Source organism: Rhizobium aethiopicum (assembly GCF_900094625.1).
GTDB classification, from domain to species: Bacteria; Pseudomonadota; Alphaproteobacteria; order Rhizobiales; family Rhizobiaceae; genus Rhizobium; species Rhizobium aethiopicum.
This window is the reverse complement of sequence record NZ_FMAJ01000006.1, coordinates 93,513-118,858: the sequence shown is the minus strand read 5'-3', so window position 1 is coordinate 118,858 and position 25,346 is coordinate 93,513. Positions and strand designations below refer to the sequence as shown.

25 protein-coding genes are annotated in these 25,346 nt (G+C 62.7%); 15 read left to right on the top strand and 10 right to left on the bottom strand.

Going from position 1 to position 25,346, the window contains the following annotated elements; translation table 11 throughout:
- Positions 1-3: 3 nt before the first annotated feature.
- The 3 genes from GA0061105_RS14765 to pcaQ form a co-directional block, all read right to left on the bottom strand.
- Entirely contained in the window at positions 4-699 is a 696-nt protein-coding gene (locus GA0061105_RS14765) for an RES family NAD+ phosphorylase (protein WP_092751062.1), read from the bottom strand.
- Complete coding sequence (locus GA0061105_RS14760) at positions 696-1,208, bottom strand: MbcA/ParS/Xre antitoxin family protein (protein ID WP_064695583.1); 513 nt, start codon at positions 1,206-1,208, stop codon at positions 696-698. Before GA0061105_RS14760 ends, GA0061105_RS14765 begins: the two co-directional genes overlap by 4 nt.
- Before the next feature lie 72 nt (positions 1,209-1,280).
- Positions 1,281-2,198: a pca operon transcription factor PcaQ gene (gene pcaQ, locus GA0061105_RS14755; RefSeq protein WP_092751432.1), complete on the bottom strand. Its 918-nt coding sequence runs from the start codon at positions 2,196-2,198 to the stop codon at positions 1,281-1,283.
- 305 nt (positions 2,199-2,503) lie between these two features.
- Here pcaQ and pcaD point away from each other — a divergent pair, with 305 nt between their 5' ends.
- From pcaD to GA0061105_RS14710, 8 genes are all read left to right on the top strand, one after another.
- Positions 2,504-3,313: a 3-oxoadipate enol-lactonase gene (pcaD, locus tag GA0061105_RS14745; RefSeq protein ID WP_092751060.1), complete on the top strand. Its 810-nt coding sequence runs from the start codon at positions 2,504-2,506 to the stop codon at positions 3,311-3,313.
- Positions 3,310-3,714, top strand: a complete 405-nt coding sequence (pcaC, locus tag GA0061105_RS14740; RefSeq protein WP_064695584.1) for a 4-carboxymuconolactone decarboxylase — start codon at positions 3,310-3,312, stop codon at positions 3,712-3,714. The genes pcaD and pcaC overlap by 4 nt, the downstream gene beginning before the upstream one ends.
- Positions 3,715-3,723: 9 nt before the next feature.
- On the top strand, positions 3,724-4,473 hold the full coding sequence (gene pcaH, locus GA0061105_RS14735) for a protocatechuate 3,4-dioxygenase subunit beta (protein WP_064808128.1): 750 nt from the start codon (positions 3,724-3,726) through the stop codon (positions 4,471-4,473).
- A 2-nt stretch (positions 4,474-4,475) separates the two neighbouring features.
- Positions 4,476-5,087 (top strand): protocatechuate 3,4-dioxygenase subunit alpha, encoded by a 612-nt coding sequence (gene pcaG, locus GA0061105_RS14730; RefSeq protein ID WP_092751058.1) that lies wholly within the window; start codon positions 4,476-4,478, stop codon positions 5,085-5,087.
- Between the two features lie 176 nt (positions 5,088-5,263).
- Positions 5,264-6,310, top strand: a complete 1,047-nt coding sequence (locus GA0061105_RS14725) for a 3-carboxy-cis,cis-muconate cycloisomerase (protein ID WP_092751430.1) — start codon at positions 5,264-5,266, stop codon at positions 6,308-6,310.
- Between the two features lie 327 nt (positions 6,311-6,637).
- Positions 6,638-7,468 carry an MBL fold metallo-hydrolase gene (locus GA0061105_RS14720; protein WP_092751056.1) on the top strand — a complete coding sequence of 277 codons (831 nt, stop codon included), beginning with the start codon at positions 6,638-6,640 and terminating at the stop codon, positions 7,466-7,468.
- Positions 7,469-7,579: 111 nt separating this feature from the next.
- Positions 7,580-7,954 carry a GFA family protein gene (locus GA0061105_RS14715; protein WP_064695589.1) on the top strand — a complete coding sequence of 125 codons (375 nt, stop codon included), beginning with the start codon at positions 7,580-7,582 and terminating at the stop codon, positions 7,952-7,954.
- Positions 7,951-8,826, top strand: coding sequence for an alpha/beta fold hydrolase (locus tag GA0061105_RS14710; RefSeq protein WP_092751054.1), 876 nt, complete (start codon positions 7,951-7,953; stop codon positions 8,824-8,826). Before GA0061105_RS14715 ends, GA0061105_RS14710 begins: the two co-directional genes overlap by 4 nt.
- Positions 8,827-8,864: 38 nt before the next feature.
- Here the strand turns inward: GA0061105_RS14710 and GA0061105_RS14705 are convergent, their stop codons facing one another.
- Together GA0061105_RS14705 and GA0061105_RS14700 are read right to left on the bottom strand one after the other, a co-directional pair.
- On the bottom strand, positions 8,865-9,638 hold the full coding sequence (locus GA0061105_RS14705) for a polysaccharide deacetylase family protein (protein WP_092751052.1): 774 nt from the start codon (positions 9,636-9,638) through the stop codon (positions 8,865-8,867).
- Positions 9,638-10,726 carry a glycosyltransferase family 4 protein gene (locus tag GA0061105_RS14700; protein WP_092751050.1) on the bottom strand — a complete coding sequence of 363 codons (1,089 nt, stop codon included), beginning with the start codon at positions 10,724-10,726 and terminating at the stop codon, positions 9,638-9,640. The genes GA0061105_RS14705 and GA0061105_RS14700 overlap by 1 nt, the downstream gene beginning before the upstream one ends.
- 271 nt (positions 10,727-10,997) lie before the next feature.
- Between GA0061105_RS14700 and GA0061105_RS14695 the strand changes: the two genes are divergently transcribed.
- Positions 10,998-12,710, top strand: a complete 1,713-nt coding sequence (locus GA0061105_RS14695) for an adenylate/guanylate cyclase domain-containing protein (RefSeq protein WP_092751428.1) — start codon at positions 10,998-11,000, stop codon at positions 12,708-12,710.
- A complete protein-coding gene (locus GA0061105_RS14690) occupies positions 12,710-13,588 on the top strand; it encodes an FkbM family methyltransferase (RefSeq protein WP_092751048.1) in 879 nt (292 codons plus the stop codon). The genes GA0061105_RS14695 and GA0061105_RS14690 overlap by 1 nt, the downstream gene beginning before the upstream one ends.
- A 130-nt stretch (positions 13,589-13,718) precedes the next feature.
- Here the strand turns inward: GA0061105_RS14690 and GA0061105_RS14685 are convergent, their stop codons facing one another.
- The 3 genes from GA0061105_RS14685 to GA0061105_RS14675 form a co-directional block, all read right to left on the bottom strand.
- Positions 13,719-14,048: a hypothetical protein gene (locus tag GA0061105_RS14685; RefSeq protein ID WP_092751046.1), complete on the bottom strand. Its 330-nt coding sequence runs from the start codon at positions 14,046-14,048 to the stop codon at positions 13,719-13,721.
- A 166-nt stretch (positions 14,049-14,214) separates the two neighbouring features.
- Entirely contained in the window at positions 14,215-14,568 is a 354-nt protein-coding gene (locus tag GA0061105_RS14680; RefSeq protein ID WP_245304350.1) for a DUF805 domain-containing protein, read from the bottom strand.
- A gap of 247 nt (positions 14,569-14,815) precedes the next feature.
- A complete protein-coding gene (locus tag GA0061105_RS14675; RefSeq protein ID WP_064695593.1) occupies positions 14,816-15,721 on the bottom strand; it encodes an NAD(P)/FAD-dependent oxidoreductase in 906 nt (301 codons plus the stop codon).
- Between the two features lie 131 nt (positions 15,722-15,852).
- Between GA0061105_RS14675 and GA0061105_RS14670 the strand changes: the two genes are divergently transcribed.
- The gene (locus GA0061105_RS14670; RefSeq protein WP_064695594.1) at positions 15,853-16,308 is read left to right on the top strand and encodes an Rrf2 family transcriptional regulator; all 456 of its coding nucleotides are present in this window, start codon (positions 15,853-15,855) and stop codon (positions 16,306-16,308) included.
- A 125-nt stretch (positions 16,309-16,433) separates the two neighbouring features.
- On the opposite strand, the gene GA0061105_RS14665 is transcribed toward GA0061105_RS14670, so the two are convergent.
- Positions 16,434-16,913 (bottom strand): class I SAM-dependent methyltransferase, encoded by a 480-nt coding sequence (locus GA0061105_RS14665; RefSeq protein WP_064695595.1) that lies wholly within the window; start codon positions 16,911-16,913, stop codon positions 16,434-16,436.
- A 124-nt stretch (positions 16,914-17,037) separates the two neighbouring features.
- Between GA0061105_RS14665 and GA0061105_RS14660 the strand changes: the two genes are divergently transcribed.
- Complete coding sequence (locus GA0061105_RS14660; RefSeq protein ID WP_092751042.1) at positions 17,038-18,213, top strand: DUF3095 domain-containing protein; 1,176 nt, start codon at positions 17,038-17,040, stop codon at positions 18,211-18,213.
- Here GA0061105_RS14660 and GA0061105_RS14655 read toward each other — a convergent pair.
- A complete protein-coding gene (locus tag GA0061105_RS14655) occupies positions 18,203-19,540 on the bottom strand; it encodes a nucleotide sugar dehydrogenase (RefSeq protein WP_064695597.1) in 1,338 nt (445 codons plus the stop codon). The genes GA0061105_RS14660 and GA0061105_RS14655 overlap by 11 nt on opposite strands.
- Before the next feature lie 509 nt (positions 19,541-20,049).
- On the opposite strand from GA0061105_RS14655, the gene GA0061105_RS14650 reads away from it, so the two are divergent.
- From GA0061105_RS14650 to GA0061105_RS14640, 3 genes are all read left to right on the top strand, one after another.
- Positions 20,050-21,393, top strand: a complete 1,344-nt coding sequence (locus GA0061105_RS14650; RefSeq protein WP_064695598.1) for an adenylate/guanylate cyclase domain-containing protein — start codon at positions 20,050-20,052, stop codon at positions 21,391-21,393.
- A gap of 154 nt (positions 21,394-21,547) precedes the next feature.
- A complete protein-coding gene (locus GA0061105_RS14645) occupies positions 21,548-23,443 on the top strand; it encodes an ABC transporter ATP-binding protein (RefSeq protein WP_092751040.1) in 1,896 nt (631 codons plus the stop codon).
- A complete protein-coding gene (locus GA0061105_RS14640; protein WP_092751038.1) occupies positions 23,437-25,344 on the top strand; it encodes an ABC transporter substrate-binding protein in 1,908 nt (635 codons plus the stop codon). Before GA0061105_RS14645 ends, GA0061105_RS14640 begins: the two co-directional genes overlap by 7 nt.
- Positions 25,345-25,346 lie beyond the last annotated feature (2 nt).

Here is a 25,346-nt window from a genome sequence, read left to right as displayed (position 1 = left end):
CGTCTACCTCGTGGTAGTCGGTCGCCGCCGGGCTGCAAGCTTCCTGACATCGATGCGCCGGTCGGCGGCGAAAACGGTGATTTCGAAATGATCGGCCTGCACGACGTCGCGGATATTCCTCGGCCGGTGCGCCGCAACGTTCACCCCGCCCCTCAGCCGGACACTGTCATAGAGGATGCCGGCACCGCCGCTCGAGCGCACCTGTTCGCCGAGCACCTGCGATGCCGCATAGCTCGTGCCGTCATAGATATCGGGCCGTAGCGCCTGTTCGCCGCGAATGTCGAGATAGTCGCCCATCAGGGTGGACGCATAGCTTCGATAGGTGCGCGCCATGGTCGCCACCCCGCGCGCAACAGCCTCGCGCCGGAGATGGTGACCGACCTCGGCGGCGGCCGTCTTGAGCTTGTCGGCGGCATACCAGGCGCCGAGATCCGGGCCGTTGAAGCGCATGCCGTCGGGTGCGACATGCAGGAATGCCGCCATCACGATACTGGCATTCGGACTGCCATAGACCCACTCATTTTCGGGAAGCCGCCGGATGCGGTCGGCGACGAGCCGGTCATTGGTCCAGCCGACCAATTCCATCACGGCTTCAAGATCGGCCGCCCTCGCCACCTTATCGAACAGGCCGATCGGGGGAAATTGCGACGGGATCAGCCGGTAGGACGGATGCGGCGCTTCGGCAAAACGCTCGCTCACCGGAAGACGATGTCCGTGTCTTCGTAAGGCGTGAAGGCCTCGTCGAGCCGGTTTGGCGGCATGTAGAGCCCGCCGCGCGCACCGTCGAGGAACCGCCGCACGGTCATTAATCCGTCCTGCGTTCCGCCTGTGACGATATCGAGCGGCGGGTGGCCGCCGAAAACCGGCGCCTGGTGCGGCGTGCGCAGCCAGGCGACGCCGGAGTGTTCGTCGGCAAACAGCACGCCGAGCGCCTGATGGATGCCGAGCACGGCGGAGATTCGGGTCAGCGTATCGACATCGAGAGTGAAAGCTCCGTGCTCTCGCGCCTGCTTGGCCCAGCTGTGATAGGTCGAGCGGGAGGGATAGCCGAGCACGAGCAGACGCTGCTCTTCGCTCAAGCCCCAGAGATCGGCGATCGCCAGAAAGGTTCGCAATGCCGGCGGGCTCAGCCGCCTTCGATTGGCCGGTGAAAACCGCTCCGTGTCCAGCCGCTCCGGCTCTTGCTCCCTACGTCTTGCCTGCTGCATAAGGAATCTCCTGTCCTGAACTAGATTTAGTCCAAATCTAGGCATCCGGCAAGTGAATTGGAAGAGGCGACGTCAGGAAAGCTGCGCAGCCGCTTCCCGGATCGTCTGCATCAAGATCGATTGCGGTGCCGACGGCACGGCATCGGCGCGCATCGTCAGCCCGACCGGCCCCTTGGTTTCGCCGGTATCCACCGGCAGCAGCACCAGCCGTCCATCGGCGACATCGCCTGACACCACCCCGTTGGAAATGATCCAGATCGCATCACTTGCCCTGAGGAAGGCGCGACCGAAGGAATCCGACACCGTCTCGATCTGGTTCGGCAGGCTGGAGACGCCATTGGCGATCAGGAAATTTTCGACGACCGGCCGGATGATCGAGCCGCGTGTCGGCATCAGCACCGTATAGTCGGCGAAACCTGCAAACAGCGACTGCCGGCCGTTCAGCAGTGGGTGGCCGGGGCGCACGGCAAACACCACCTGTTCGGAATAAAGATGCTCGAAGGAAAAACCCGCCATCTTTTCGGCGCCGGCGAGGCGCCCGACGACCAGGTCGAGGTCGCCGACGCGAAGCTCTTCCAGCAGCACGGCGTTCTCGCCGGTGACGATCTTCACCCGGCTCCAGGTTTTCTCCTTGAGGAAGAGCTCCATCGCCCGCGGCATGATGCGCGATGACACCGTCGGCAGGGCGCCGATGCGGATCGGCGGCGCGTCGGCGAACTGCTCCTGCGAGACGGAATCGAGACCCTGGCGCAACGCCGTCAGCGCCGCGCCGGCGTGCCGCAGGAAAACCTCGCCATACCGGGTGATCTTAATGCCGCGGCCGTCGCGCTCGAAGACGTCGACGCCGAGCACCTGTTCCAGTTCACGGATCGTCTTCGTCACCGCCGGCTGGCTGACATGCAGCAGTTCCGCCGCCTTCATGACGCTTTTTTGTCGCGCCACCTCGACAAAGGTTTGCAGATGGCGAAACTTGACGCGGCTGTCGATCATCGCTTCCATAACTCTCTGGTTATTGAAATGCCTTAAAATATCATTTTACTTAACCGGATCAACCATTCAGTTTTGCGAGTGGAACGCTACGTGAGCCAGCCCCTCATCCGGCTGCCGCCACCTTCTCCCCGCTCGCGGGGAGAAGGGACATGCCGCACCGACTTTCTCCCTCTCAACGTTGCGTTGGGCACGTCCCCTCGCCCCGTTTACCGGGAGAGGGTTAGGGTGAGGGGCAGTCATTGGCGCGAATCGGGCAGCTGGGACTCACGACCGACCATGGCGACCCAAAGAGCGAGGAGAGCGACGTGCAATTCGCCCGCATAAACGACGCGACGATCCATTATCAGCTCATCGGCGCGCCCCCCGACCGGCCGGTGATAGTCTTCATCAATTCGCTCGGGACGGATTTCCGCATCTGGCGCGATGTCGTGGTGCGGCTTGCCGGCGATTATGCCGTCGTGCTTTACGATAAACGCGGCCACGGCCTTTCCGACGTCGGCCAGCTGCCCTCGTCGATCGAGGACCATGCGACCGATCTCGCCGGCCTGCTCGATCTGCTGTCGGTTAAGAACGCCGTCATCTGCGGTCTCTCGGTCGGCGGCCTCATCGCCCAGTCGCTGACGCAGCGACGGCCGGACCTCGTCGGCGCTCTCATTCTTTGCGACACCGCCCATAAGATCGGCACGGCTGAGAGCTGGAACGCCCGCATCGCCGCCGTCGAAGACAAGGGCATCGGCAGCATCGTCGACGCCGTGATGGAACGCTGGTTCACGCCGGCCTTCCGCCGGCCCGAGAACACCGCCTATTCCGGCTATTGCAACATGCTGACACGCCAGCCCGTCGAGGGTTATGTCGCCGCCTGCGAAGCGATCCGCGACGCAGATCTCACCGAAGCGGCCAAGTCGATCGCCGTGCCCGCAATCTGCATCGTCGGCGACCAGGACGGCTCGACGCCGCCCGATCTGGTGCTTTCCGCGGCGCGGCTGATCCCGGGCGCCCGTTACGAGGTCATCCGCGATTGCGCCCATATTCCCTGCGTCGAGCAGCCGGAGGCGCTGACGGCGATTCTGCGCGCCTTCCTCACATCGATTTCGCCTGGAGAAAGCAGCCCATGAACGAGACCGCCTCCCCCTCCGAACGCTACCGACAAGGCATGGCGACCCGCCGCGCCGTGCTCGGCGACGCCCATGTCGACCGCGCCGCTGCCGCCGAGACTGGCTTCGACCGCCCGTTCCAGGAGTTGATCACCGAGGCCGCCTGGGGGCATGTCTGGTCGCGTCCGGCGCTGACCAAGCGCGAGCGTTCGATCGTCACCATCGCCCTGCTCGCAGCACTCGGTCAGGATGAGGAGGTCGCCATGCATGTGCGCGCCACTGCCAATACCGGTGCGAGCCGCGAGGATATCTGCGAGGCGCTGTTACATGTGGCGATCTATGCCGGCGTTCCCGCCGCCAATCACGCCATCAAGATTGCCAAGCAGGCCTTTGCAGAGATGGACGCCGAAAAGGCGGCCTGAGGGGGAGACATGTCCGAACGCGCAAACAGCAAGCCGGAGACCGGCGCCTTCTTCGCCCGCGACCGCGCCTGGCACGCGCCGGCGCTGACCCCCGGCTACAAAACCTCGGTGCTGCGCGCGCCGCAGCGCGCGCTGCTGTCGCTCGACGGCACGATCTCCGAAACGACCGGCCCGGTCTTCGGCCATTCGATCATCGGCGAACTCGACAACGACCTGATCCTGAATTATGCGCGGCCCGGCGAAAGCGCCATCGGCGAGCGTATCATCGTCCACGGCCGTGTGCTCGACGAGCGCGCCAAGCCGGTGGCCGGCGCGCTGGTCGAATTCTGGCAGGCCAATGCCGGCGGCCGCTACCGCCACAAGAAGGAAACCTATCTGGCGGCGATCGACCCGAATTTCGGCGGCTGCGGTCGCGCCATCACCGATGAGGAGGGCCGCTACCATTTCCGCACCGTGCGGCCCGGCGCCTATCCCTGGCCGAACGGCGTCAACGACTGGCGCCCCGCCCATATCCATTTCTCGATCTTCGGCCACGGCTTTGCCCAGCGCCTGATCACCCAGATGTATTTCGAGGGCGATCCGATGATCTGGAAATGTCCGATCGTCGGCACCATCCCCGACAAGGCGGCGATCGAGCAGCTGATCGCGCCGCTCGACTGGGGCAACACCATTCCGATGGATTCACGTGCCTATAAATTCGATATCGTGCTGCGCGGCCGCCGCTCGACGATGTTCGAAAACAGGCTGGAGGGCAACTGACCATGCAGCAGCTCGGTTATCTCAAGGAAACCCCGTCGCAGACGGCAGGTCCTTACGTCCATATCGGCCTGACGCCGAATTTCTGCGACATAACGGGCGTCTATGACTGCGATCTGGGCGCGCAGATGGTCAACGACAAAACGCTCGGCGAACGCATCACCGTCACCGGCCGCATTTTCGACGGCGCTGGCGCCCTGGTGCGCGACGCCGTCGTCGAGATCTGGCAGGCCGACAGCGCCGGCCTTTACAACAGCCCCTCGGAAACGCGCGGCGCCGCCGATCCGAATTTTGCCGGCTGGGGCCGCTGTCCGACTCGCGCCGAAGACGGTATCTACAGCTTCGAAACTATCAAACCCGGCCCCGTTCCCTTCAAGGACGGCCGCAGACAGGCTCCGCACATCACCCTCTGGATCGTCGCTCGCGGCATCAATATCGGCCTGCATACCCGCATGTATTTCCCGGAGGAGACGGAAGCCAACGCCAGCGACCCGCTGCTGTCCCGCATCGAACATCGCGAGCGCGTCGCAACCATGGTCGCCACCCGCGACGACGCGACCTGTCATTTCGACATCCATCTGCAGGGGCCGAAGGAGACCGTGTTTCTGGATATTTGAGGGATAGGCGGGCTATTTATTCGGAGAGCTTCGCGCAAGTGGCCCCCTCACCCTGCCCTCTTCCCGCTGGGGAGAGGGGAATAGTGCCACGCGAGATCGCCCCGAGTCCCCTTCTCCCCAACGGGGAGAAGGTGGAGGAAGCCGGATGAAGGGGCCACCACCACAACGAGCAAATGATGACCGCATCACCCTTCGACCACCCCTTCCTTTCCGGCCTCGTTGGCGACGATGAAATCGCGCCTTACTTCTCCGCCGAAGCCGATATTCGCGCCATGCTATCCTTCGAGGCCGCGCTCGCCAGGGCCGAAGCTGTGCACGGCCTCATCCCCGGCGAAGCCGCAAGGAAGATTGCCCAAGCCTGCGCCGATTTTTCTCCGAATCTCACCAGCCTTCGCTCGGCCACGGCAAAAGACGGTGTCGTTGTCCCCGACCTCGTCAAGCAGCTGCGCGCCGCGGTCGGCGAGGAAGCCGGTAAAAACCTGCATCTCGGCGCCACCAGCCAGGATGTGATCGACACCAGCCTGATGATCCGTCTGAAAGCGGTGGTCTTCCTGTTTGCTGGCCGGCTCTCGGCGATAGTCGCGGCGCTCGATGGGTTCGACCGGCGGTTCGGCGGCAACCGCCTGATGGGCCATACCCGTATGCAGGCGGCGATCCCGATTACCGTCTCCGACCGTCTCGACGCTTGGCGCGCGCCGCTCGCGACCTATCGGGACCGCCTGACCGAGCAGAGCTTCCCCGTCCAGTTCGGAGGCGCCGCCGGCACGCTCGACAAGCTTGGACCGCAGGCTGCGGCCGTGCGTGCTTCGCTCGCCCAGGAGCTCGGCCTCACCGACACTAGGCAGTGGCAGAGCGCGCGTCTGCCGATCGCCGATATCGCCGGCCTGTTCGCATCGATCTCCGGCAGCCTCGGCAAGATGGGGCAGGATATCGCCCTGCTCGCCGAGATAGGCGGCGAGATCGAGATCTCAGGCGGCGGCACCTCTTCGGCGATGGCACACAAGCAGAACCCGGTTGCCGCCGAAGTTCTGGTCTCGCTCGCCCGTTTCAATGCCACGGTCCTATCGGGCATCCACCAGTCCCTCGTCCACGAACAGGAACGCTCGGGTGCCGCCTGGACACTCGAATGGCTGCTCCTGCCCGAGATGACGATGGCGACCGCCGCCAGCCTGCGGCTGGCGAAAGAGCTGATGGGCAATATCCAGAGACTTGGTAACGGCTGAGATGGCAGCCCGAAGTCCTGGCGGCGGCAGAGCCGAAGGGCGTGGATTCGACGCAATATGGCGGCAATTGTTTTTTCGATCGCGCGCAACCATCTAATAGACATGACTTGCGGAAAACGCCCCGCCCGAGCAGACCATTTACCGAAAACCAACCATATTGGGTTGCTTTCCGAAGCGAAAGCCGATTGCTTAGGAGAATATACTTCTTCTTCCGCTAGCGGTTAGGAGATTGAAAGGGGGCGCAGGCAAACTCGTGGAATTCTGCTGCTTCGCATCGGGATGAACTATGATTACGATGGCGATGCGGGAAGGCCGGTTTGAAAAACGATGACGACAGAACTGTTTCAAGTTAAATTTTGGGGTGTCCGCGGCAGTATTCCCGTATCAGGCCCCGAATTCGACCGCTACGGCGGCAATACCTCCTGCATCGAGATTCGCTGCGGAAAACATCGGATGCTTTTCGACGCCGGCTCCGGCCTGCGAGAGGCAGGGCTATCGCTGCTTGCCGACGGCGTCAGTGACGTTGATCTGTTCTTCAGCCACTGCCACTACGACCACATCATCGGCCTGCCGTTCTTCAAGGCGATCTATTATCCTTCGATCAACGTCAACATCTGGTCCGGCCATCTCGACGGCAAGATGAGCACAAGGGAAATGGTCGAGCAATTCATCAGCCCGCCCTGGTTTCCGGTCAAGACCGACATCTGTCAGGCGACGATGAACTTCCGCGATTTCCATTCCGGTCAGGTTCTGACCCCGCATGAGGGCATCAAGATCAGGACATTCACGCTGAACCATCCGGGCGGCGCCATCGGCTACCGCATCGAGTGGCAGGGTCGTTCGATCGCTCTCATCTACGACATCGAACATATTCCCGGCAGCTATGATCCTGTCTCCCTGGAGATGATGCAGGGTGCCGATCTCGTCGTCTACGACTGCACCTACAATGAAGACGAAATGCAGCGCTTCAAGGGCTTCGGCCATTCGACCTGGGAGCACGGCACCGAGCTCGCCAGGATGGCAGGCGCTAAACGCTTCGCCCTGTTCCACCACGCCCCCTCCCGCACGGACGAACAGCTGGCCGAGATGGAAGCGCAAGCGGAGGCCGCTTTCCCCGGCGCCTTCGCCGCCCGCGACAACCAGACCGTTGTGATTTAGGCGCTGCGCCCGCGCAATCAGGTGCCGGCCCGTTCGTGCCTTGCTGACGGAACAGATGCCGGCCCTGACCGTTTCCCCGGCAGCGCAGATCGATGAAACGGGGTCTCGACCATGAGTGTGTTTTCCGGACAATGCCTTTGCGGGCAGGTGAAGCTTTCTGTAAGAGGCGAACCCTTGCGCGTCGGCATCTGTCATTGCACCGACTGCCGGAAAGAAAGCGGTTCGGCCTTCACCTTCTACGGCATCTGGCCCGCCGGCCAGTTCGAACATTCCGGCGAAACGGCCGAATTCCACGGCCGACGCTTCTGCACCGGCTGCGGTTCGCGTCTGTTTTCCGCCGATGACGAAGAGGCGGAAATCAAGCTCGGCGCCCTCTCTGAGGCGCCGACGCCCTTGGTGCCGCGCTACGAACTCTGGATCAAACGCCGCGAAGCGTGGCTGCGACCGGTGGAGGGCGCCGAGCAATATCAGGAGGACCGGAAGTGAAGGCGGCGGCTCTCGTCCGGCATCGCTTTGTCACGGTCGCAGGCATCGAGACGTTTTACCGCGAGGCCGGTCCGCAGGAGGCGCCGGTCCTGTTGCTGCCGCACGGCTATCCCTGCTCGTCCTATGAATTTCGCAATCTCATGCCGCGCCTTGGCGACCGCTGGCGCCTGATTGCACCGGATTTTCCGGGCGCCGGCTACAGCGGCACGCCTGACGATTTCGACTACAGCTTCGATGGCTATGCCGCCTGGCTGGAGGCCTTCACCGGCGCGGTCGAAATCGACCGCTTCGCCCTTTACCTCCATGATTTCGGCTCGCCGATCGGAGCGCGACTGGCGATCAGAAACCCCAAACGCATCGCGGCGCTGATCATCCAGAACGGCGATATCCCCTACGAGGACGCCCTCGGCGCGAAATATAAGGATATCGAGGCGACCTGGACGCTACCGCGGGCAGAAATGAGGAAGGCGCTGGCGGATGCGATCAGCGAGGAGACTTTCAGGGAGGAATTCCTCAACGACCTGTCGCCGCCTCTGGCCGACACCATCCCGCCGGATCTCTGGAGGCTGCACTGGTCACTGATCACGCCGCGGCGCAAGGAAATCGCCATCGACCTGATCGCCGGACTGAAGGAGAACCGCGCCTGGTTTCCCGAGCACCGGAAATATCTCCGGGAAAACAGCCCGCCGACCTTGATCGTCTGGGGGCCGAACGACCACTATATGCCGGAAAAATCGGCACGAGCCTATCTCCGCGATTTGCCGGATGCCGAACTGCATCTGCTCGACGGCGGGCATTGGCTGCTCGAGACGCATCTGGAGGAAGTCGCAGCACTCACGCGGGACTTCCTCGGACGCGTTCATACAGGCTGATCGACGGCTTTAATTGCAATGTCGCCCGCGGCGTATAATCAAGTTTGATGCACCACGCTTCGGGCTTTGAGAAGCGCCGGCGCCGGCAACCATTGGGCGGCGGGATGCCGACCGGTCGCCGCAAACAAGGCCGAGAGGAAATCCCAGGCCACCTCATCATGCACCAGATGGTGAGTGAGAAGGCCGATGGGCTCGTCGTTACCGGCAAACCTGTCGCCGAGCTCAGCGACCAACTCGGCCACAAGTTCCTCCTCCCTGCGACCGCCACGGGTGCCGTGCCAGTCGATAATGTCGACATGGGTGTTGAGAAACGGGATCGGCCCGCCCTCTCTTGCCCGCCCGTAAACCGAAAGCGCGGCGAAGGAGAGTTGGGGCAATGCCGGGATGAGGGTGGCGTCGATCCTGTTCCATGGCGGCACCAGCACCGGCAGGAAACGGGCGGGATGCAGCCGTTCCAGGCGCTGCAATCCTTCACGCAGCTCGCCGAGCACCACCTCGGCCGGCCGTTCCCCACCGAGTTCCTGCTTCTTGCGCTCAGGCCCGGCGTGGTTGGTGTGGGACCAGCCATGCACGGCAACGCTGACGCCCGCCTCCTCCGCCAGCCGCGCAGCCAAGGCCTCGCCGGTCAAGCCGGGAATAACGGCAAGCGTCAGCGGTATCCCGTTCTCGCCGGTCAGCACCAGCAGCCGCTCCAGATCGGGCGTCGGCTCGACGGCATCGTCGTCCCGCAGCCAGAACCGCGCCACGCGGCCGGCAGCCCGCCAGCGGTCGAGCTCGCGGTGCAGCGGTTCCCAGCTCATCGCTTCGTTCATCACCTCACCCCTGTTGCTGCGCTGTTGCGCAGAATTTCGTCCAAGGCCCGGGCAGCCGTCGCAAGCGAACGCTCCTCCAGCACGAAGCGCCGCGCCGCCTCACCCATCGCTTCGCGCTTTTTTTCGTCGGCGAGCAGGGCCGCGACGGCCCCGGCATAGGCGGTGACATCGCCTTCCGGCGTCAGCAGCCCGGTCACCCCGGCCTCGACCACGGCGGGCACGCCCGCCGTTTGCTGCGCTACGACAGGCAGGCCGGCGGCTTGGGCTTCGAGATAGGCAAGGCCATAGGCCTCGCCGCAGCCGGGCCAGACATAGACGCCGCCGCGCGCGAGCAAGCCGGCGATCTCGGCCTCACCTTGCTGGCCCAGCCATTCGATGCGGCCGGCAAACCCGGCAAACAGCGCCTCCACCTCCTGGCGCATCGGCCCGTCGCCAATGAGCGAAAGGGTCCATGGCCGGTCTTCGATCAGCCGCAATGCTTCTGCGAGCATCGCATAACTTTCCATTTTGTCGCCGGCCCGCATCATCGCGACCGTCATCAACCGGATCGGATCGGGCGCCGGCGACACGGCCTCGAACGGCACCGGATCGATGAAGGGTTTGAGAGCCGCAAGTCGGGCCTGCGGAAAGGCGGCGCAAAGCCCGGCCCGGTCACGCTCGGTGAAGCTGATATTCACCGCCGCCCGCATGACCGCCTCGCCCACGCGCTTCTGCCGGGCCGCCCAGCCGGTCTTGTCGCGTTTTGCCGCATAAGAGGCCTCGGCGGTGACATAGGGAATGGCGAATTCGGCCGAGATCACCGGCCCGAAAGGATCGGGCGATTTGTAATAGGGGTGGTAGCAGAACCAGAGCTCCGGTCGAGGCTCGGATCTCCATGACAACCGTAGCCGTTCCAGCTCGGCTGAGATGGCAGGTTCGAGCGCCGCTGCCGCTTCGGGTGTCGCGGCATGGGTGCGAAACTCGGAGATGACCACGACCTGATGTCCGGCAAGCTCCAATGCCCGGATCAACAGCCGCGCCATCAACCGGTCGCCGGAGGGCACCGGATGGTTCGGCGATTTCATCGGCGCATAGAAGGCGATCCGCATTCGCATCCCTCAGGTAGACACACCGTTTTCAATCGGCATTCAGGGGCAATCATAGATAACTCGAATTCATAATCAAATCAGCCGGATGAAGCATGACGCCGCACTAAAGTCACACATGGTTTGCAGCCATCGTGTCCGACGGCGAAAAATCCGTTATTGCTGCTTTGCCGAAAACTTGCGCATAAGCATATGGAATGTGATCGCAATAGAAGCAATTCCGCCTTTTCCCGATCTCTATGGGCCCCAACTGATATCGACAAGAACGGGAATGATGACGACGGTCTCGGCCACAAGGATTTTTTCGGAACGCTCGATAAGAAGGGCAAGGCTCGGCTCCGGCCTCGTCATCTTCGTCTTCGTCCTATTGCATCTGTCGAACCATGCGCTGGGGCTGATTTCGCTCGCCGCCACCGACAAGGCCCGTCATCTTTTCATGGCCGTCTGGCGCAATCCGGTCGGCACCACGCTCTTCTACGCCTCGGTGCTGATCCATATGGCGCTGGTGCTGCGCGCCATCTATATGCGCCGCAGCCTGGTCATGCCAAAAGGGGAAACGGCGCAGATCGTGCTTGGGCTGCTGATCCCGCTGCTTCTGATCGATCACGTCATCGGCACACGCATTGCCCATGAACTCTACGGCTATATCGACGATTACGAGACGATAGTCGAGCTGCAATGGATCAAGTCGCCGTCGACAGGCATGCGGCAGGCTCTCGCCGTCCTTGCGGTCTGGATTCACGGCTGTATCGGCATCCATTTCTGGCTGCGCTACCGCGCGTGGTACGCCGATCTCTCGGCGCTGCTGCTCGCGCTGGCGATCCTCATACCGGTGCTCTCGCTTCTCGGCTTCGTCCAGATGGGCCGCACGCTGGCCGACCCCTCCTATCAGCTGACGACCAATCCTTATGAGGTGAACCTCAACGCCCACTATCTGACCGACCCCGAGATCCGCAGCCAGATCGCCATGGTGCGCGCCGGGCTCTACGGCGCCTTCTCGGTCTCGCTTCTCGCCGTCGTTGCCGCCCGCGCCCGGCGCAGGCTGAAGGAGCGCCTTGACCAGGTGGCGGTGCATTATCCGGGCGGTGAGGTGATCCGCGTGCCGCGTGGCTTTACGGTGCTGGAAGCGAGCCGACTCGGCGGCCTGCCGCATTATTCCGTCTGCGGCGGCAAGGGCCAGTGCTCGACCTGCCGGGTGCAGATTCTCGGCGACTACGAACATCTGCCGCTCCCCGACAAGATGGAACAGACGACGCTGCGGCGCATCAATGCCGGCCCTGACGTCCGGCTCGCCTGCCAGCTTCGGCCGAATGCCGACGTCGCGGTCGCGCCTCTTCTCGTGCCGGCCATCGAAACCGCACTTCCCGCCAACAGCCAGGAGACGAGCCCCGGCCGCGAGCGTGAGATCGTCGTGCTCTTCGTCGATATCCGTCATTTCACCACGCTGACGGAAACGCGACTGCCCTTCGACGTCGTCTTCCTGCTGAACCGCTATTTCGCCATCATCGGCAAAGCGGTGGAACAGGCGGGCGGGCGGCTCGACAAGTTCATCGGCGACGGCGCCATGGCGCTCTTCGGCCTCACCGCCGCACCGGAGGCGGCCTGCCGCCAGGCGCTCGACGCGGCGGCGACGATCGTCGCCGGGATCGAGAAACTGGCAGCCGAGCTCGCCGAGGAACTGACGCTGCCGCTGCGCATCGCCATCGGAATTCATACCGGCCCGGCCGTCGTCGGCACGATGGGTTATGGCCGGGTGCGCAGCATGACGGCGATCGGCGATACGGTGAATGTCGCGAGCCGGCTGGAAAGTGCGGCGAAGGAATTCGACGCGGCGATCGTATTCTCAGAGCCGGTGGCCAGGCTTGCCGGCGCCGATCTTTCCGGCATCGAAAGTCGTGAAATCAGCGTGCGCGGCCGCGCCCTGCCCTTGAAAGTCTATGTCATTCCGAGAGAAAAAGCGGCAGAACCGCTCGAAGGAACAGACTAATGCCCCGCAAGCCGTGGCTCACCGCCAAATACTGGAGCCGCCGGCTGCGCAAGGCGCGCAACAGAGCCGCCTCGCGCTTCTTCAACACGCGCTTCGGCCGCCGCCTGCTGATTGAGAATATCGGCCCGCGCGTCGTCTCGATGACGGTCGATGCCGGCGATCATCTGATGACCTTCTCGCCGGCCGACTATATTGGGCGCAAGGTCTTCCGGAAGGGCCATTTCGAGCGCGACGCCGTCGACCGGCTGATCGTCATCCTGCGCGAGCGTGGTCTTCTCAGAAAGGACGCGACGCTGCTCGAGATCGGCGGCAATATCGGCACCCAGACGGTCTATTTCGCCCTGAGTGGCGATTACATCAAGATCGTCAGCGTCGAGCCCGATCCGCGCAATTTTCGGCTGCTTGAACTCAACATCCGCCAGAACCGGCTGGAGGACAAGGTCCGGCTCGTCAACTGCGCCGCCGGCGAGCACGAAGGCGAGATCGACTTTTTCCTCAACCTCAACAATCACGGTAAGAGCAGCGCAATCCGCCAGAGCCCGAGCGACAGGAAGATCAGCGTACCGGTGAAGCCGGTCTCCGAAATTCTCGCCGGTCTTTCCATCGACCCGGCCGCCATCGGCCTCGTCTGGATGGATATCGAAGGCTACGAGCCGGTCGCCTGCCGCTCGATGCAGCCGCTGCTTGCCCGCCGCGTGCCGCTTTACATGGAGTTCACGCCGCTCTTCTACGGGCCGGAGGGAACGAAAACCTTCATAGCGATGCTGTCGGGCTTCTACGAGGATTGTCTCGTGCTCTTCGAGGACCGTGAGGAGGAGATGAAGGTGCGGGATCTGCCGGATGAGTTCGATCAGTACAATGTGCTGTTTTTGCCGTAGCGTATATCCTGAAAGCTGATCGTTGGCGGCACGCCATGTCGGAGCAACGGATTCCGCGCTAGAGCCTTCTCAGCGTGTCTCCAACGCGGTGTCCAGAACCACACCTTCGCTGCCGACGATGAATTCGGCATCATGCTTGCCACCACTTGGCCCTTTCAAGGACGACCTTCCGCATCACTTTGCGGTTGTCGGGAGCCCGGATCTCGATGGTTTTGCCTTTGTTTCCCTTTTTTACCTCTTCACAAACTGCAAACACCGCCGAAAGCACTGGCTCGCCGACAAGATCTGACATTCCAAGAGTGGCTGCAGCTTTGATTGCCGATTCTGGCGTCATCTTGAAACCGCATGTCGACTTCGTCACGTCACGAAAGAACATGGCTACTGTTGTGCGATCGCCGGCTTGAACATGCCCAGTAACCGAAAGAAGAAGCGCCAAAGCGCCAAGAATTCGCAGTTTCATTACTATATCCCTATATCGGAATCTGCGGTCGCGATACAAACCTGCGAATTCCTAAGCCAATTTGCTGCACCCCAAAACCACTAGTTTCGGAATTCGGTCGAAGGCGCGATTCTTCATCTAATGCGAGCGAAAGAGCCAGCGGTCTGGCGTTGCGGATCGGCATGCTCTAGGCAAAGGCCGCTGCGCGCGCTTCGGGATGCAAGGGATCCGGCCCGAACTTGTTCGGCCCTACCGTGCCCGGAAGTATGGAAATCACAATAATCGCCGGGACTGTGACGAAAGCTAGATAGGGAACATAGCTCACGATAAACAGCGCGAGATACCACCAGCCGGAAATGTTGCGATCATGGAAGCGGCGAACCTGTAGAGATACCAGCGGTAAAAAGATTGTGAGTGTGAACACCATCCAGATCACCACGGTATAATGAACCGGCGACGGCGCTCCACCCCCGCTGGTGGCGAAGGCGAGTATAAAGGTCAGAATTGCTAGTGGGAACAGCGCCAGCAAATAGAAGAGCATGAACCACCAATACTCCGATCGGGAAGCCCTGCCGGAAAATGTCACATATTTCAAGACTGTTCGAACGGCTTCAGAAAACCCATTTGCAATGTCCCCATTTCTGCCTGCGGTAGGCGCCGTAGGTTCCGAAGCCGTCTTGCCGCTGGTAGTAGTGCCGATGGAGACAGCTACAATTCAAACGTAAAAATTGCAACAAGTCTCCTGCTAAAACCGTGTTGGGTTGCTGTTCGGACGCCGTCGCAAGCGCCTATCCGGCCGGCGGCATCACCAGCGACTGATGGCAATGCACGCCGGCGAGCACGCCCGAGGCGGAGGCGAGTGTGGCATTGTGCATTGAACTTGCAGCATCGCCGGCGGCGAAGACGCCCTTGACGCTGGTCTCCTTGTTTTCGCCGGTGCGGATGACCGGCCCGAACGGACCGTCATCGAAGGCGCAGCCGAGCTGTTCGGCAATAGGGCTTGCCATCGCCGTTTTCGGCGCGACGAATATGGCGTCGACCGGCACGGTACGGCCATCGGCGAGGCGCACCGCTTGGAGTTTCGGGCTGTCGCCCAATAGCTCCACGACAGGGCTGCGTTCGATGCGTACGCCGCGGGCGGTGAGCCGTGCCAGCTGCTCTTCATCGGGCTCGAACAGGCTCTGGGTGAAAAAGGTCGTCGCGCCCCAGTCCGGGATCATCATGGCGGAATGGGCCGAATGCGGATGGTTTGCGAGGACGCCGAGCTCGCCGCCGCTCACCTCGAAGCCATGGCAATAGGGGCAGTGCAGCGCCGAGCGACCCCAGCGCTCCCTGAGACCGGGGATGTCGGGCAGCGTGTCGCTGACGCCGGTTGCGAGAATGAGGCGGTCAGCGCGTTCTTCACCGCCGCCTTCGATGGCGATTGTGAATTCCTCGCCCTCCTTCTGGGCGCGGATAACCTTGCCGTCGCGCAGCGTTATGTTCGGATAAAGCGAAAGCTGCCTCTTCCCCTCACCCATGATAGCCGCCGGCGCCTGGCCGTCCTGGCCGAGGAAACCGTGCGAGGCGAGCGAAAACCGGTTTCGCGGTTTGCCCGCATCGACGAGCAGAACCCGCCGTCGCGCCCGGGTGAGCTGCATGGCTGCCGACAGGCCGGCAAAATTGCCGCCGATGACGATGACTTCGTAGGACATGCGATCACTCCTTGAACATTGCCTCTCATGAATCAACATAAGTTACATGAAAATCGCCGTCAATACTCATGTCACTTGTCTTGTTACAAATTACTTGTGATAATTGCGCGCTCGATCGACAGGATAGAACCATGCGCAACGACAGCCGCCTTTCTCGCATGCTGCACGTGCTGATCCACATGGATCGGCATCAGGATGCGGCGACCTCCGAAATGATTGCGAAGATGCTGAACACCAATCCCGTCGTCGTCCGCCGCACCATGGCCGGGCTTCGCGAGGAGGGCTATGTGCGCTCGGAAAAAGGCCATGGCGGCGGCTGGAGGCTGGCGCGGCCTTTGTCAGAGATCACCTTGCTCGACGTCTACAACGCGCTCGGCGAACCCCACCTGTTCGCCATCGGCCCCGCCGACGATCAGCCGCAATGTCTGGTCGAGCAGGCGGTGAATGCCGTGCTGGCAGACGCGATGAAGAAGGCTGAGGCCCTGCTGCTGAGACGGCTGGGCGGTGTGACGCTGGAAAAAATCGCGGCCGAGTTCGAGGCAAAAATGACGGCGCGCTCGGCTGCGGCTTATTCCTGCGCCTCGTGAGCGGGGATTATGTTCAACGACAGCCGAAATAGCCGGCATCTCTGAGGACGCCCTAACCGCCTCGGCTGCTGGCACACGACTAAAGGCCTGAGGAGGCATCACGGTTCCGCGCAAGGCACCAACGCTCACACCCTCCGATACAGAAAATACCGCCCTTCCTTGATTCCATCGGGCAGCGGCAGCGCCGTGAGCTCCGGATGCTCCAGCGGCAGACCGCTGACGGCGATCCCGTTCGGGGCGAGCACGCCGGCCATCAGTTGCGGCAGCCAGGTCAGCGTTACCGCGTCGATCTCGTCATGGCCGGTACCAATATCGGCATGGGCGAGGGCCGCGCCGATGCCGAGGAAGGCCTGGCCGGAGTCGCGAATATTGCCGGTGACCATGTCTTCCGGCTCCGGGGTCGAGGCCGAATAGGAGCGGACTTCCCAGTCGAAGGCGATGATGCGGCGGCCCATAAATTTTTCGCGCAGGTGATCATAGGTGCGGCCGTTGCCGAGGCCGAACTCCAGCACCGGCCCCTCGATGTCTTCGACCAGATCGGTGATTGCGTTCAGAATGTCGCGTTGGGCCGTCAACCGGCGAATGAAGCTGTCGAGGCGGCTCATCGAAATCCGTATCCGTGATGAAAATCGTGAGCGCGTGCTAACACATGAAACCTTGCCAAGTCGATTGCCGTAAGTGGGAATTGGCGTTGCAGCAGCGACATGGGTCTGTGCTAAGCTCATTGACATGACAATTGTGACCGACGAAGAATTTTTTGCCACCGTGCCGCTCTTCAGCGCTTTCGAGGGCGTGACCGATGCCGGCAACTACCGGCCGCTGCCCGAGGGATGGGTGCTGGCGCTTGCCGATATCGTCGGCTCGACGCAGGCGATCGCCGGCGGCCGCTACAAGGACGTCAACATGGCCGGCGCCAGCGTCATATCGGCTGTGCTGAATGCCGTCGGTCAGGGCGACTACCCCTTCGTCTTTGGCGGCGACGGGGCGCTGATCGCGCTGCCGGGTTCGCTGGAGAAGACGGCGCGCGACGCGCTCGCCGCGGTGCAGGTCTGGGTCGAGGAGGATCTCGGTCTGATGCTGCGCATCGCCATCGTGCCGGTCGCCGATACCCGCGCAGAGGGGCTCGACGTGCGTGTCGCGCGCTATTCCGCAAGTCCGCATGTCACCTACGCGATGTTCTGGGGCGGCGGCACGAGCTGGGCGGAACGACAGATGAAGCTTGGCCGCTACGGCCTCGACCGCGCCGCGCCGGGAACGCGGCCGGATCTTTCCGGCCTTTCCTGCCGCTGGAGCCCGATCGAAGCCGAGAATGGCGAGATCGTCTCGATCATCGCCGTGCCCGGCGAAGGCCGGCCGGGCGAAGAGTTCCGCGATCTCGTCAACGGTATCGTCGCCATCACCGCCGAGCAGAACCGCGGCAGCCACCCGGTGCCGGCCGATGGCCCGAAATTCGCCTTCTCGCTGAAGGGCATCAATCGCGAGGCCAAGGCCACCGCGCCGGCCGGTAGGCGGCTGCGGCAGAAACTCATCATCTTTCTGCAGCTCGCCATCACCGTTCTCTGCTACAAGCTCGGCATTCCGCTCGGCCGCTTCGATGCGCGCCGCTACAAGGGCGACGTCGCCGGCAATTCCGATTTCCGCAAGTTCGACGACGGGCTGAAGATGACGGTCGATGTCGACGCCGGCCGCTTGAAACGGATCGAGACGCTGCTGGAAGAAGCGCGGGCCAAGGGCATTGCCCGCTACGGCCTGCATCGCCAGGCCTCGGCGCTGATGACCTGCTTCGTGCCGACGCCGATCTCGCGCGACCACATGCATTTCATCGATGGCGCATCAGGCGGCTATGCCGTCGCCGCCAGCCGGATGACCGGCAAATCGCTTTCGGCCGTTTCGGTCAAGCCTTGATGATGTGATCGGCCGAAAGGCCGAGCCGGTTGAAGACGTTGCGGGTGTCTACGATCAGCGCCGCAGTTTTGGCGAGCGCCGCATAATCCACGCTGTCATGGTCGGTCGCTACCAGCACGGCATCGTAGCCGGCCACCGCCTCCGGCGTCAGCGTCACCGACTTGCGGCCCTTCAGCGCTTGATACTCACGCGTCGGCGGGATCTCGGCGACGAACGGGTCGTGGTAATCGGCCCGGCCGCCTCGTTCCTCGATGATCTCGATCAGCCGCAGCGACGGGCTCTCTCTTATATCGGCGACGTTCTTCTTATAGGCGAGCCCGAGCACCAGCACACGGCTGCGGCTCAGCGCCTTGCCGGCGCGCATGTCGAGCGCTTCAGCCAGCTTGCCGACGACATAACGCGGCATCGCCGAATTGATCTCGCCGGCGAGCTCGATGAAGCGGGTCGGCAGCTCGTATTCGCGCGATTTCCAGGTGAGGTAGAAGGGATCGATCGGGATGCAATGACCGCCGAGGCCCGGGCCGGGATAGAAGGGCATGTAACCGAAGGGCTTGGTCTTGGCCGCCTCGATCACTTCCCAGACGTCGATGCCCATCGCCGCGTAGACGGTCTTCAACTCGTTGACGAGGGCGATGTTGACCGAACGGAAAATGTTTTCGGTAAGCTTGACGGCCTCGGCCGTCGCATTCGAGGAGACCGGAACGACGGTCGACACTGCCGCACCGTAGAAGGCCTTCATCAGAGCCAGCGCTTCCGCGCCGTCGCCGGCGACGACCTTCGGGATGGTGGCGGTGTGGTAATGCTGATTGCCGGGGTCCTCGCGCTCCGGCGAGAAGCCGACGAAAAAATCCGCGCCGGATTTGAGGCCGGTGCCTTCGAGAATGACCTTGACGATATCGTCTGTGGTTCCGGGATAGGTGGTGGATTCCAGCGCGACGAGCTGGCCGGGGCGCAGGTGCTCAGCGATCGAACGCGACGTCGTCTCGACGAAAGAAAGGTCGGGATCGCGATGTTTGGTCAGCGGCGTCGGCACGCAGATGATGATGATATCGCATTCGGCAAGGCCGACGAAATCGGTGGTCGCCTGGAACCGGCCCGCCTCGATCTCGGTTGCAAGCGCCTCGTTGCTGACGGCGTCGATATAGGAGCGGCGGGCTTCGAGCGCCACCATCTTGCCGGGATCGATGTCGAAGCCGGTGACCGCAAAGCCGCTGCGCGCCACCGCGATCGCCAGCGGCAGGCCGACATAGCCGAGCCCGATAATGCCGGCACGCGCCGCGCGGGTTTCGATCTTCTGCAGGAGCGTATCGAAGGTGGAGGTGGCCAAGGCGGGATCTTTCCAATGGGGAATACAGGAAGCTGATCTAATGCATGATCGCGGGGAATTAAACCCGGCTCCTCTTCTCCCCGGCGATGCTACCCCTGCTTACGCCAATGCTCTACAGTCGCCTCGACCTGATGAACGGCCGTCAAAGCTTGCGTAAAAGTGGCAGCCGCGCCGCCGAGATCCCACATCGAACCCTACCCCACGTGTGGCCGAAATGTCCCGGAACCACACTTTTGCTGCAACTTCGGCGCACAAAAAAATCGGCCTCCCATTGTTTCGCACTTGCAGCATCCCTATCTGAGCTTGATATTGAACCATCGAGAAAGGACCACCCGTCCGATCCCCGTTCCAGGGAGATGAGGGGCGCCGCTGCCGGGCTTTCGGCAGATCGTTGACACTATTTTACCGCTCGTACATCCTGATTTCCTTGTGACCTGCGCATGATAATGTGCCGGGCGAGGGATTTTTGGCTCTTGGGGATGGCGTGCCTTATGAGGATCATACCGAGAATGAGCACGATCGAATCCAGCGTCTCCTCCATTCTGTTGGACAGGGTCGCGGAATGGCTGACGAATTCGTCGCTCGCCGGAGACGAGCTTGAAAACATCGTGCGCGGCTTCTGCGAAAGGCTCGCCGCCGCCGGCCTGCCGATCGCGCGCGTGCACCTGACCTTTTCGATGCTGCATCCGCTCTACGACGCGCTGAGCTTCACCTGGCGGCGCGCCAGCGGCGTCACCATCGAGGGTTTTCGCATGCCGGCCGGCCAAAAGCCGGACCGCTTCCTGCAGAGCCCCTATTATTACCTGCTCGACAACAACCTGCAGCACATCCGCCGCCGGCTGATGCAGGAGGGCCCGGCCGAATTCCCGATCTTCGAGGATCTGCGCAAGGATCAGATCACCGATTACCTCGCCTTCGTGCAGCCCTTCGGCGACGGCTCGGTGCAGGGCATGATGGGCTCCTGGTCGACCGACCACCATAACGGCTTTTCCGACGACATGATCGACGCGCTGCTGAGGATGCAGAACCATCTGGCGGTCGCCGCCAAGATGGCGGTGCTCGGCAAGCTCGCCAACAACATGTTGACCACCTATCTCGGCGGCGACGCCGGCAAGCGGGTGCTGAACGGCCAGATCCGCCGCGGCGACGGCGAGACGATCCGCGCGGCCCTGGTCATGGGCGACATGCGCGAATCCACCATGTATGCCGAAAAGGAAGGGCGGCAGGCCTATATCGATACGCTGAACCAGTTCTTCGATGCGATCGCCGCCCCCTTCAACCGCAATGGCGGCGAGATCCTGAGCTTCCTCGGCGACGGCTTTCTGGCCGTCTATCCCTGCGGGCGTCACAAGGACCCGTCGAAAATCGCCTGCGAGGCAGCACTTTCGGCCGTCCACCAGGCACAGGCGCGGGTAGCCGAGCTCAACCGGGACCGCGAGCAGAAGGGCCTCAGCAAGGTCGGCTATGGCATCGGCCTGCATGTCGGCAACGTCATGTTCGGCAATGTCGGCCTCAAGGACCGGCTGACCTTCTCCGCCTTCGGATCGGCGGTCAACGAGGTGCAGCGTCTGCAGATCCTTACCAAGAAATACGGCCGCGAGGTCGTCGCCAGCCAGGCTTTCGCCGGCTATTGCGGCGGCGAGTGGACGAGGCTCGGCGAGGAGAAGCTGCGCGGCATCCGCCAGAAGGTGACGGTACTGCAGCCGCGGGCACCCGCCCCCGAGATCCATGTCGAGGACAGCTTCCGGGAAGCGGTGCAAAACGGGCTTTCCGAGGCCGAACAGGTCATCCTGCTGCATCGTGACGCCAAGAAGCAGGTCAACCGCACAACCACGGAGAACTTCATCCAGTAAAGGCTCGAGCCCCCGCCATCTTTTGCCCGTCTCGCCTGGGGAACTTCGGCGCGACGCAGCGGTTTCCCCTGCCATTGTCATCAACTGGACACCCCGTTTGCGGTACGATAGTGTGCCTTAACGGGAACATAGAAGACTGGGGAATTTCATTGGTATGGCGTCCGCTGCCGATTTGTTGCGTATTGAGAATCTCGACATCTCCTTCTCGGTTTTCGGTGACCGGCTGCGCGTCGTAAAGGAAGCCAATCTTCGTATCCTGCCGGGCAAAGTCACCGCTCTCGTCGGTGAATCCGGCTCCGGCAAATCGGTGATCAGCCAGGCAGTCATGGGCATCCTGCCCAATCCGGCCACGGCGTCGGGCAGCATCCTCTTCACCGACCCGCTCGACGGCAGCACGACCGATATCCTGTCGCTCTCGCGCGACAGCGATGAGATGCGCGATCTGCGTGGCAAGCGCGTGGCGACGATCTTCCAGGAGCCGATGACCTCGCTCTCACCGCTGCACACCGTCGGCAACCAGATCAGCGAAGCGCTGCTGATCCACACCGAGACCGACAAGCAGGAGGCGCGCGAGAAGACCGAGGAAATGCTCGGTCTCGTCGGCTTTTCCAATCCGCACCGCACCTACGATATGTATCCGTTCGAACTGTCAGGCGGCATGCGCCAGCGCGCCATGATCGCCATGGCGCTGATCTGCAAGCCGGCGCTCCTGATCGCCGACGAGCCGACGACGGCGCTCGACGTGACGATCCAGGCGCAGATCCTCGAGCTGCTGCGTGACCTGCAGGCCAAGCTCGGCATGGCGATGCTGCTCATCACCCACGATCTCGGTATCGTCGCCAACATGGCGGACGAGGTGGTCGTCATCTATCACGGCGAGATCATGGAAGCCGGGCCGGTCGAGGCGATCTTCCGCGATCCGCAGCATCCCTATCTCAAGGGGCTGATGGCCGCCGTTCCGCATTTCGACATGAAGCCCGGCGAGCGGCTGAAGGCTCTGCGCGATGTGCGGGTCAATCTCGAGGCCCTTGTCGGCCAGAAAAAGCCGCAGCAGGCGGAAACCCCAGGCACGCTGCTTTCGGTCTCCAATCTGTCCAAGACCTACAAGACGCGTAAGCGCAGCTTTCTCGGCAAGCACGAGGCCACCGTGCTGCGCGCCGTCGACGATGTCAGCTTCGATATCCGCCGCGGCGAATGTCTTGGCCTGGTCGGCGAATCCGGCTGCGGCAAGACGACGCTCAGCAAGATCCTGATGCGCGCCATCACGCCGGACAGCGGCGCGGTGGTGTTCAACGACGGCAAGGACTTGATCGACGTGCTTTCCGTGCGCGGCGATGCACTGCAGGATATGCGCACCAAGATCCAGATGGTGTTCCAGGATCCGGTCTCCTCGCTTTCGCCGCGCATGACGGTGCGCAACATTCTCAGCGAACCGCTGGAGATCCACGACCGCGGCGACAGTGACGAGCGCAAGCGCAAGGTCGAAGGGCTGATGGCGGCGATCGGCCTCGACAAGCGCTATCTCAGCCGTTACCCGCACAGCTTCTCGGGCGGCCAGCGCCAGCGCATCGGCATTGCTCGGGCACTGGCACTCGGCCCGAAACTCGTCATCCTCGATGAGCCGGTGTCGGCCCTCGACGTCTCGGTTCAAGCGCAGATCCTCAACCTCCTGAAGGATTTGCAGAAGGAATTGGGGCTTACCTATCTCTTTATCTCGCACAATCTTGCGGTCGTCGATTACATGGCCGACCGCATCGCGGTCATGTGCAAGGGCCGCATCGTCGAGATCGCGCCGCGCGAGATCATCCTGCGCGATCCAGTGCATCCTTATACGAAATCACTGCTTGCCGCCGTCCCCTTCCCCGATCTCGACCGGCCGCTCGATTTCAAGGCGCTCCGGGAAAACGGCGCCGCCGACAAGCAGAACTGGGGCATCACCTTCACCGCCGAGCATGACGACGCGGCCGAGCTTGCCTATGCCGACCTTGGCGACGGCCATCTGGTGCGCGCCCGCAAAGGCGCCGATATCAGGGAGTTGCGCGGATGGTGACGCGTCGCACTTTCCTCGGCGGCCTCGTCGGCGCTGCAATCGCGCCGGCGGTGCTTCGGGCCGAACAGGCCGGCGAGCCGGAATTCCTCAAGGAGCGGCTGAGCGCCGGCAGCCTGCCGCCGATGGCAGAGCGCATTCCCGCCCGTCCGCGCATCGTCAACCTCAAGGAGATGGGGCTCGAACCCGGCGCCTATGGCGGCACGGTGCGCACCATCATCGGCAGCCAGCGCGACATCCGCTTCATGACGATCTACGGTTATACCCGCCTGATCGGCTACAACAAGCACCTGCAGTTCCAGCCTGACATCCTGGCCGATTTCAACGCCGAGGACGAGAAGGTCTTCACCTTCACGCTGCGCGAAGGCCATAAATGGTCCGACGGTCAGCCGTTCACCGCCGACGATTTCCGCTACTGGTGGGAAGACGTCATCCTGAACGACAAGCTGACGCCGGGCGGCGGCGCCCTCGAGCTTCGTCCGCACGGCAGCCTGCCGCGCTTCGAGATGCTCGATCCGCTGACGGTACGCTACACCTGGGAAAAACCGAACCCGATGTTCCTGCCGAGCCTGGCAGGACCTCAGCCGCTCGTCATTTTCGGGCCGGCGCATTACCTCAAGCAGTTCCACAAGAAGTTCCAGCCCGACGAGGCGATGATGGAACAGATGATGAAAACGAGCCGCGTCAAGAAGTGGCAGGATCTGCACATCAAGATGGCGCGCTCCTATCGTCCCGAGAATCCGAAACTGCCGACGCTCGATCCCTGGCACAATACGACGGCGCTGCCGGCCGAGCAGTTCGTCTTCGAGCGCAACCCCTTCTTCCATCGCGTCGACGAGACCGGCAGGCAGCTTCCCTATCTCGATCGTTTCGTCCTCAGCGTCTCCTCCTCGTCGATCATTGCAGCCAAGGCGGGTGCGGGCGAAGCCGACCTGCAGGCGACCGGCATCGATTTCAACGACTACACCTTCCTGAAGGAGGCCGAGAAGCGCTTTCCGGTGAAGGTCAATCTCTGGAAGGTCGCGCGCGGCTCTCGCATCACGCTGTTGCCGAACCTCAACTGCGCCGACGAGGTGTGGCGCGGCCTTTTCCGCGACGTGCGCCTGCGCCGGGCGCTGTCGCTGGCGATCAACCGCCACGAGATAAACATGGTCGCCTTTTACGGCTTGGGCACGCCGAGCGCCGATACCGTCTTGCCCGACAGCCCGCTCTTCAAGCAGGAATATGCCGAGGCCTTCGTGAAGTTCGATCCCGATGAGGCCAACCGCCTGCTCGACGAGCTCGGCCTGAGCAAGCGTGGCGACGACGGCATCCGGCTGCTGCCGGACGGGCGGCGCGCCGAGATCACCGTCGAGACCGCCGGCGAGAGCAATCTCGACACCGACGTGCTGGAACTGGTGCACGATCACTGGGCCGATATCGGCCTTGCGCTCTATACCCGCACCTCGCAGCGCGACGTCTTCCGCAACCGCGCCATGAGCGGCACGATCATGATGTCGATCTGGTACGGCCTCGACAACGGCGTGCCGACGGCCGACATGTCGCCGTCCGGCCTTGCGCCGACGCTCGACGATCAGCTGCAATGGCCGCTCTGGGGCATGCATTACCTCTCCGCCGGCCAAGAAGGCGTGGCGCCCGATCTGCCGGAGGCGGCCGAGCTGGTCGATCTTCTCAAACAATGGGGCTCGACGGCGAAATTCGAGGAACGTCAGACGATCTGGCACAGAATGCTGTCGCTCTATACGCAGCAGGTGTTCTCGATCGGCCTGATCAACAGCACGCTGCAGCCGATCCTGCGCGCCGCCAAGCTGCAGAACCTGCCGGAAAGAGCGCTCTACGGCTTCGATCCCACCTCCTATCTCGGCATCTATATGCCGGATGTTTTCTGGTACAAGGAGGGCTGAGG

Bases quoted from the DNA above. Each gene is read 5' to 3' on its own strand.
- GA0061105_RS14760 (WP_064695583.1), bottom strand. From the start codon at position 1,208: ATGCAGCAGGCAAGACGTAGGGAGCAAGAGCCGGAGCGGCTGGACACG.
- pcaQ (WP_092751432.1), bottom strand. From the start codon at position 2,198: ATGATCGACAGCCGCGTCAAGTTTCGCCATCTGCAAACCTTTGTCGAG.
- pcaC (WP_064695584.1), top strand. From the start codon at position 3,310: ATGAACGAGACCGCCTCCCCCTCCGAACGCTACCGACAAGGCATGGCG.
- pcaH (WP_064808128.1), top strand. From the start codon at position 3,724: ATGTCCGAACGCGCAAACAGCAAGCCGGAGACCGGCGCCTTCTTCGCC.
- pcaG (WP_092751058.1), top strand. From the start codon at position 4,476: ATGCAGCAGCTCGGTTATCTCAAGGAAACCCCGTCGCAGACGGCAGGT.
- GA0061105_RS14725 (WP_092751430.1), top strand. From the start codon at position 5,264: ATGACCGCATCACCCTTCGACCACCCCTTCCTTTCCGGCCTCGTTGGC.
- GA0061105_RS14720 (WP_092751056.1), top strand. From the start codon at position 6,638: ATGACGACAGAACTGTTTCAAGTTAAATTTTGGGGTGTCCGCGGCAGT.
- GA0061105_RS14715 (WP_064695589.1), top strand. From the start codon at position 7,580: ATGAGTGTGTTTTCCGGACAATGCCTTTGCGGGCAGGTGAAGCTTTCT.
- GA0061105_RS14705 (WP_092751052.1), bottom strand. From the start codon at position 9,638: ATGAACGAAGCGATGAGCTGGGAACCGCTGCACCGCGAGCTCGACCGC.
- GA0061105_RS14700 (WP_092751050.1), bottom strand. From the start codon at position 10,726: ATGCGGATCGCCTTCTATGCGCCGATGAAATCGCCGAACCATCCGGTG.
- GA0061105_RS14695 (WP_092751428.1), top strand. From the start codon at position 10,998: ATGACGACGGTCTCGGCCACAAGGATTTTTTCGGAACGCTCGATAAGA.
- GA0061105_RS14690 (WP_092751048.1), top strand. From the start codon at position 12,710: ATGCCCCGCAAGCCGTGGCTCACCGCCAAATACTGGAGCCGCCGGCTG.
- GA0061105_RS14685 (WP_092751046.1), bottom strand. From the start codon at position 14,048: ATGAAACTGCGAATTCTTGGCGCTTTGGCGCTTCTTCTTTCGGTTACT.
- GA0061105_RS14680 (WP_245304350.1), bottom strand. From the start codon at position 14,568: ATGCTCTTCTATTTGCTGGCGCTGTTCCCACTAGCAATTCTGACCTTT.
- GA0061105_RS14675 (WP_064695593.1), bottom strand. From the start codon at position 15,721: ATGTCCTACGAAGTCATCGTCATCGGCGGCAATTTTGCCGGCCTGTCG.
- GA0061105_RS14670 (WP_064695594.1), top strand. From the start codon at position 15,853: ATGCGCAACGACAGCCGCCTTTCTCGCATGCTGCACGTGCTGATCCAC.
- GA0061105_RS14665 (WP_064695595.1), bottom strand. From the start codon at position 16,913: ATGAGCCGCCTCGACAGCTTCATTCGCCGGTTGACGGCCCAACGCGAC.
- GA0061105_RS14660 (WP_092751042.1), top strand. From the start codon at position 17,038: ATGACAATTGTGACCGACGAAGAATTTTTTGCCACCGTGCCGCTCTTC.
- GA0061105_RS14650 (WP_064695598.1), top strand. From the start codon at position 20,050: ATGAGCACGATCGAATCCAGCGTCTCCTCCATTCTGTTGGACAGGGTC.
- GA0061105_RS14645 (WP_092751040.1), top strand. From the start codon at position 21,548: ATGGCGTCCGCTGCCGATTTGTTGCGTATTGAGAATCTCGACATCTCC.
- GA0061105_RS14640 (WP_092751038.1), top strand. From the start codon at position 23,437: ATGGTGACGCGTCGCACTTTCCTCGGCGGCCTCGTCGGCGCTGCAATC.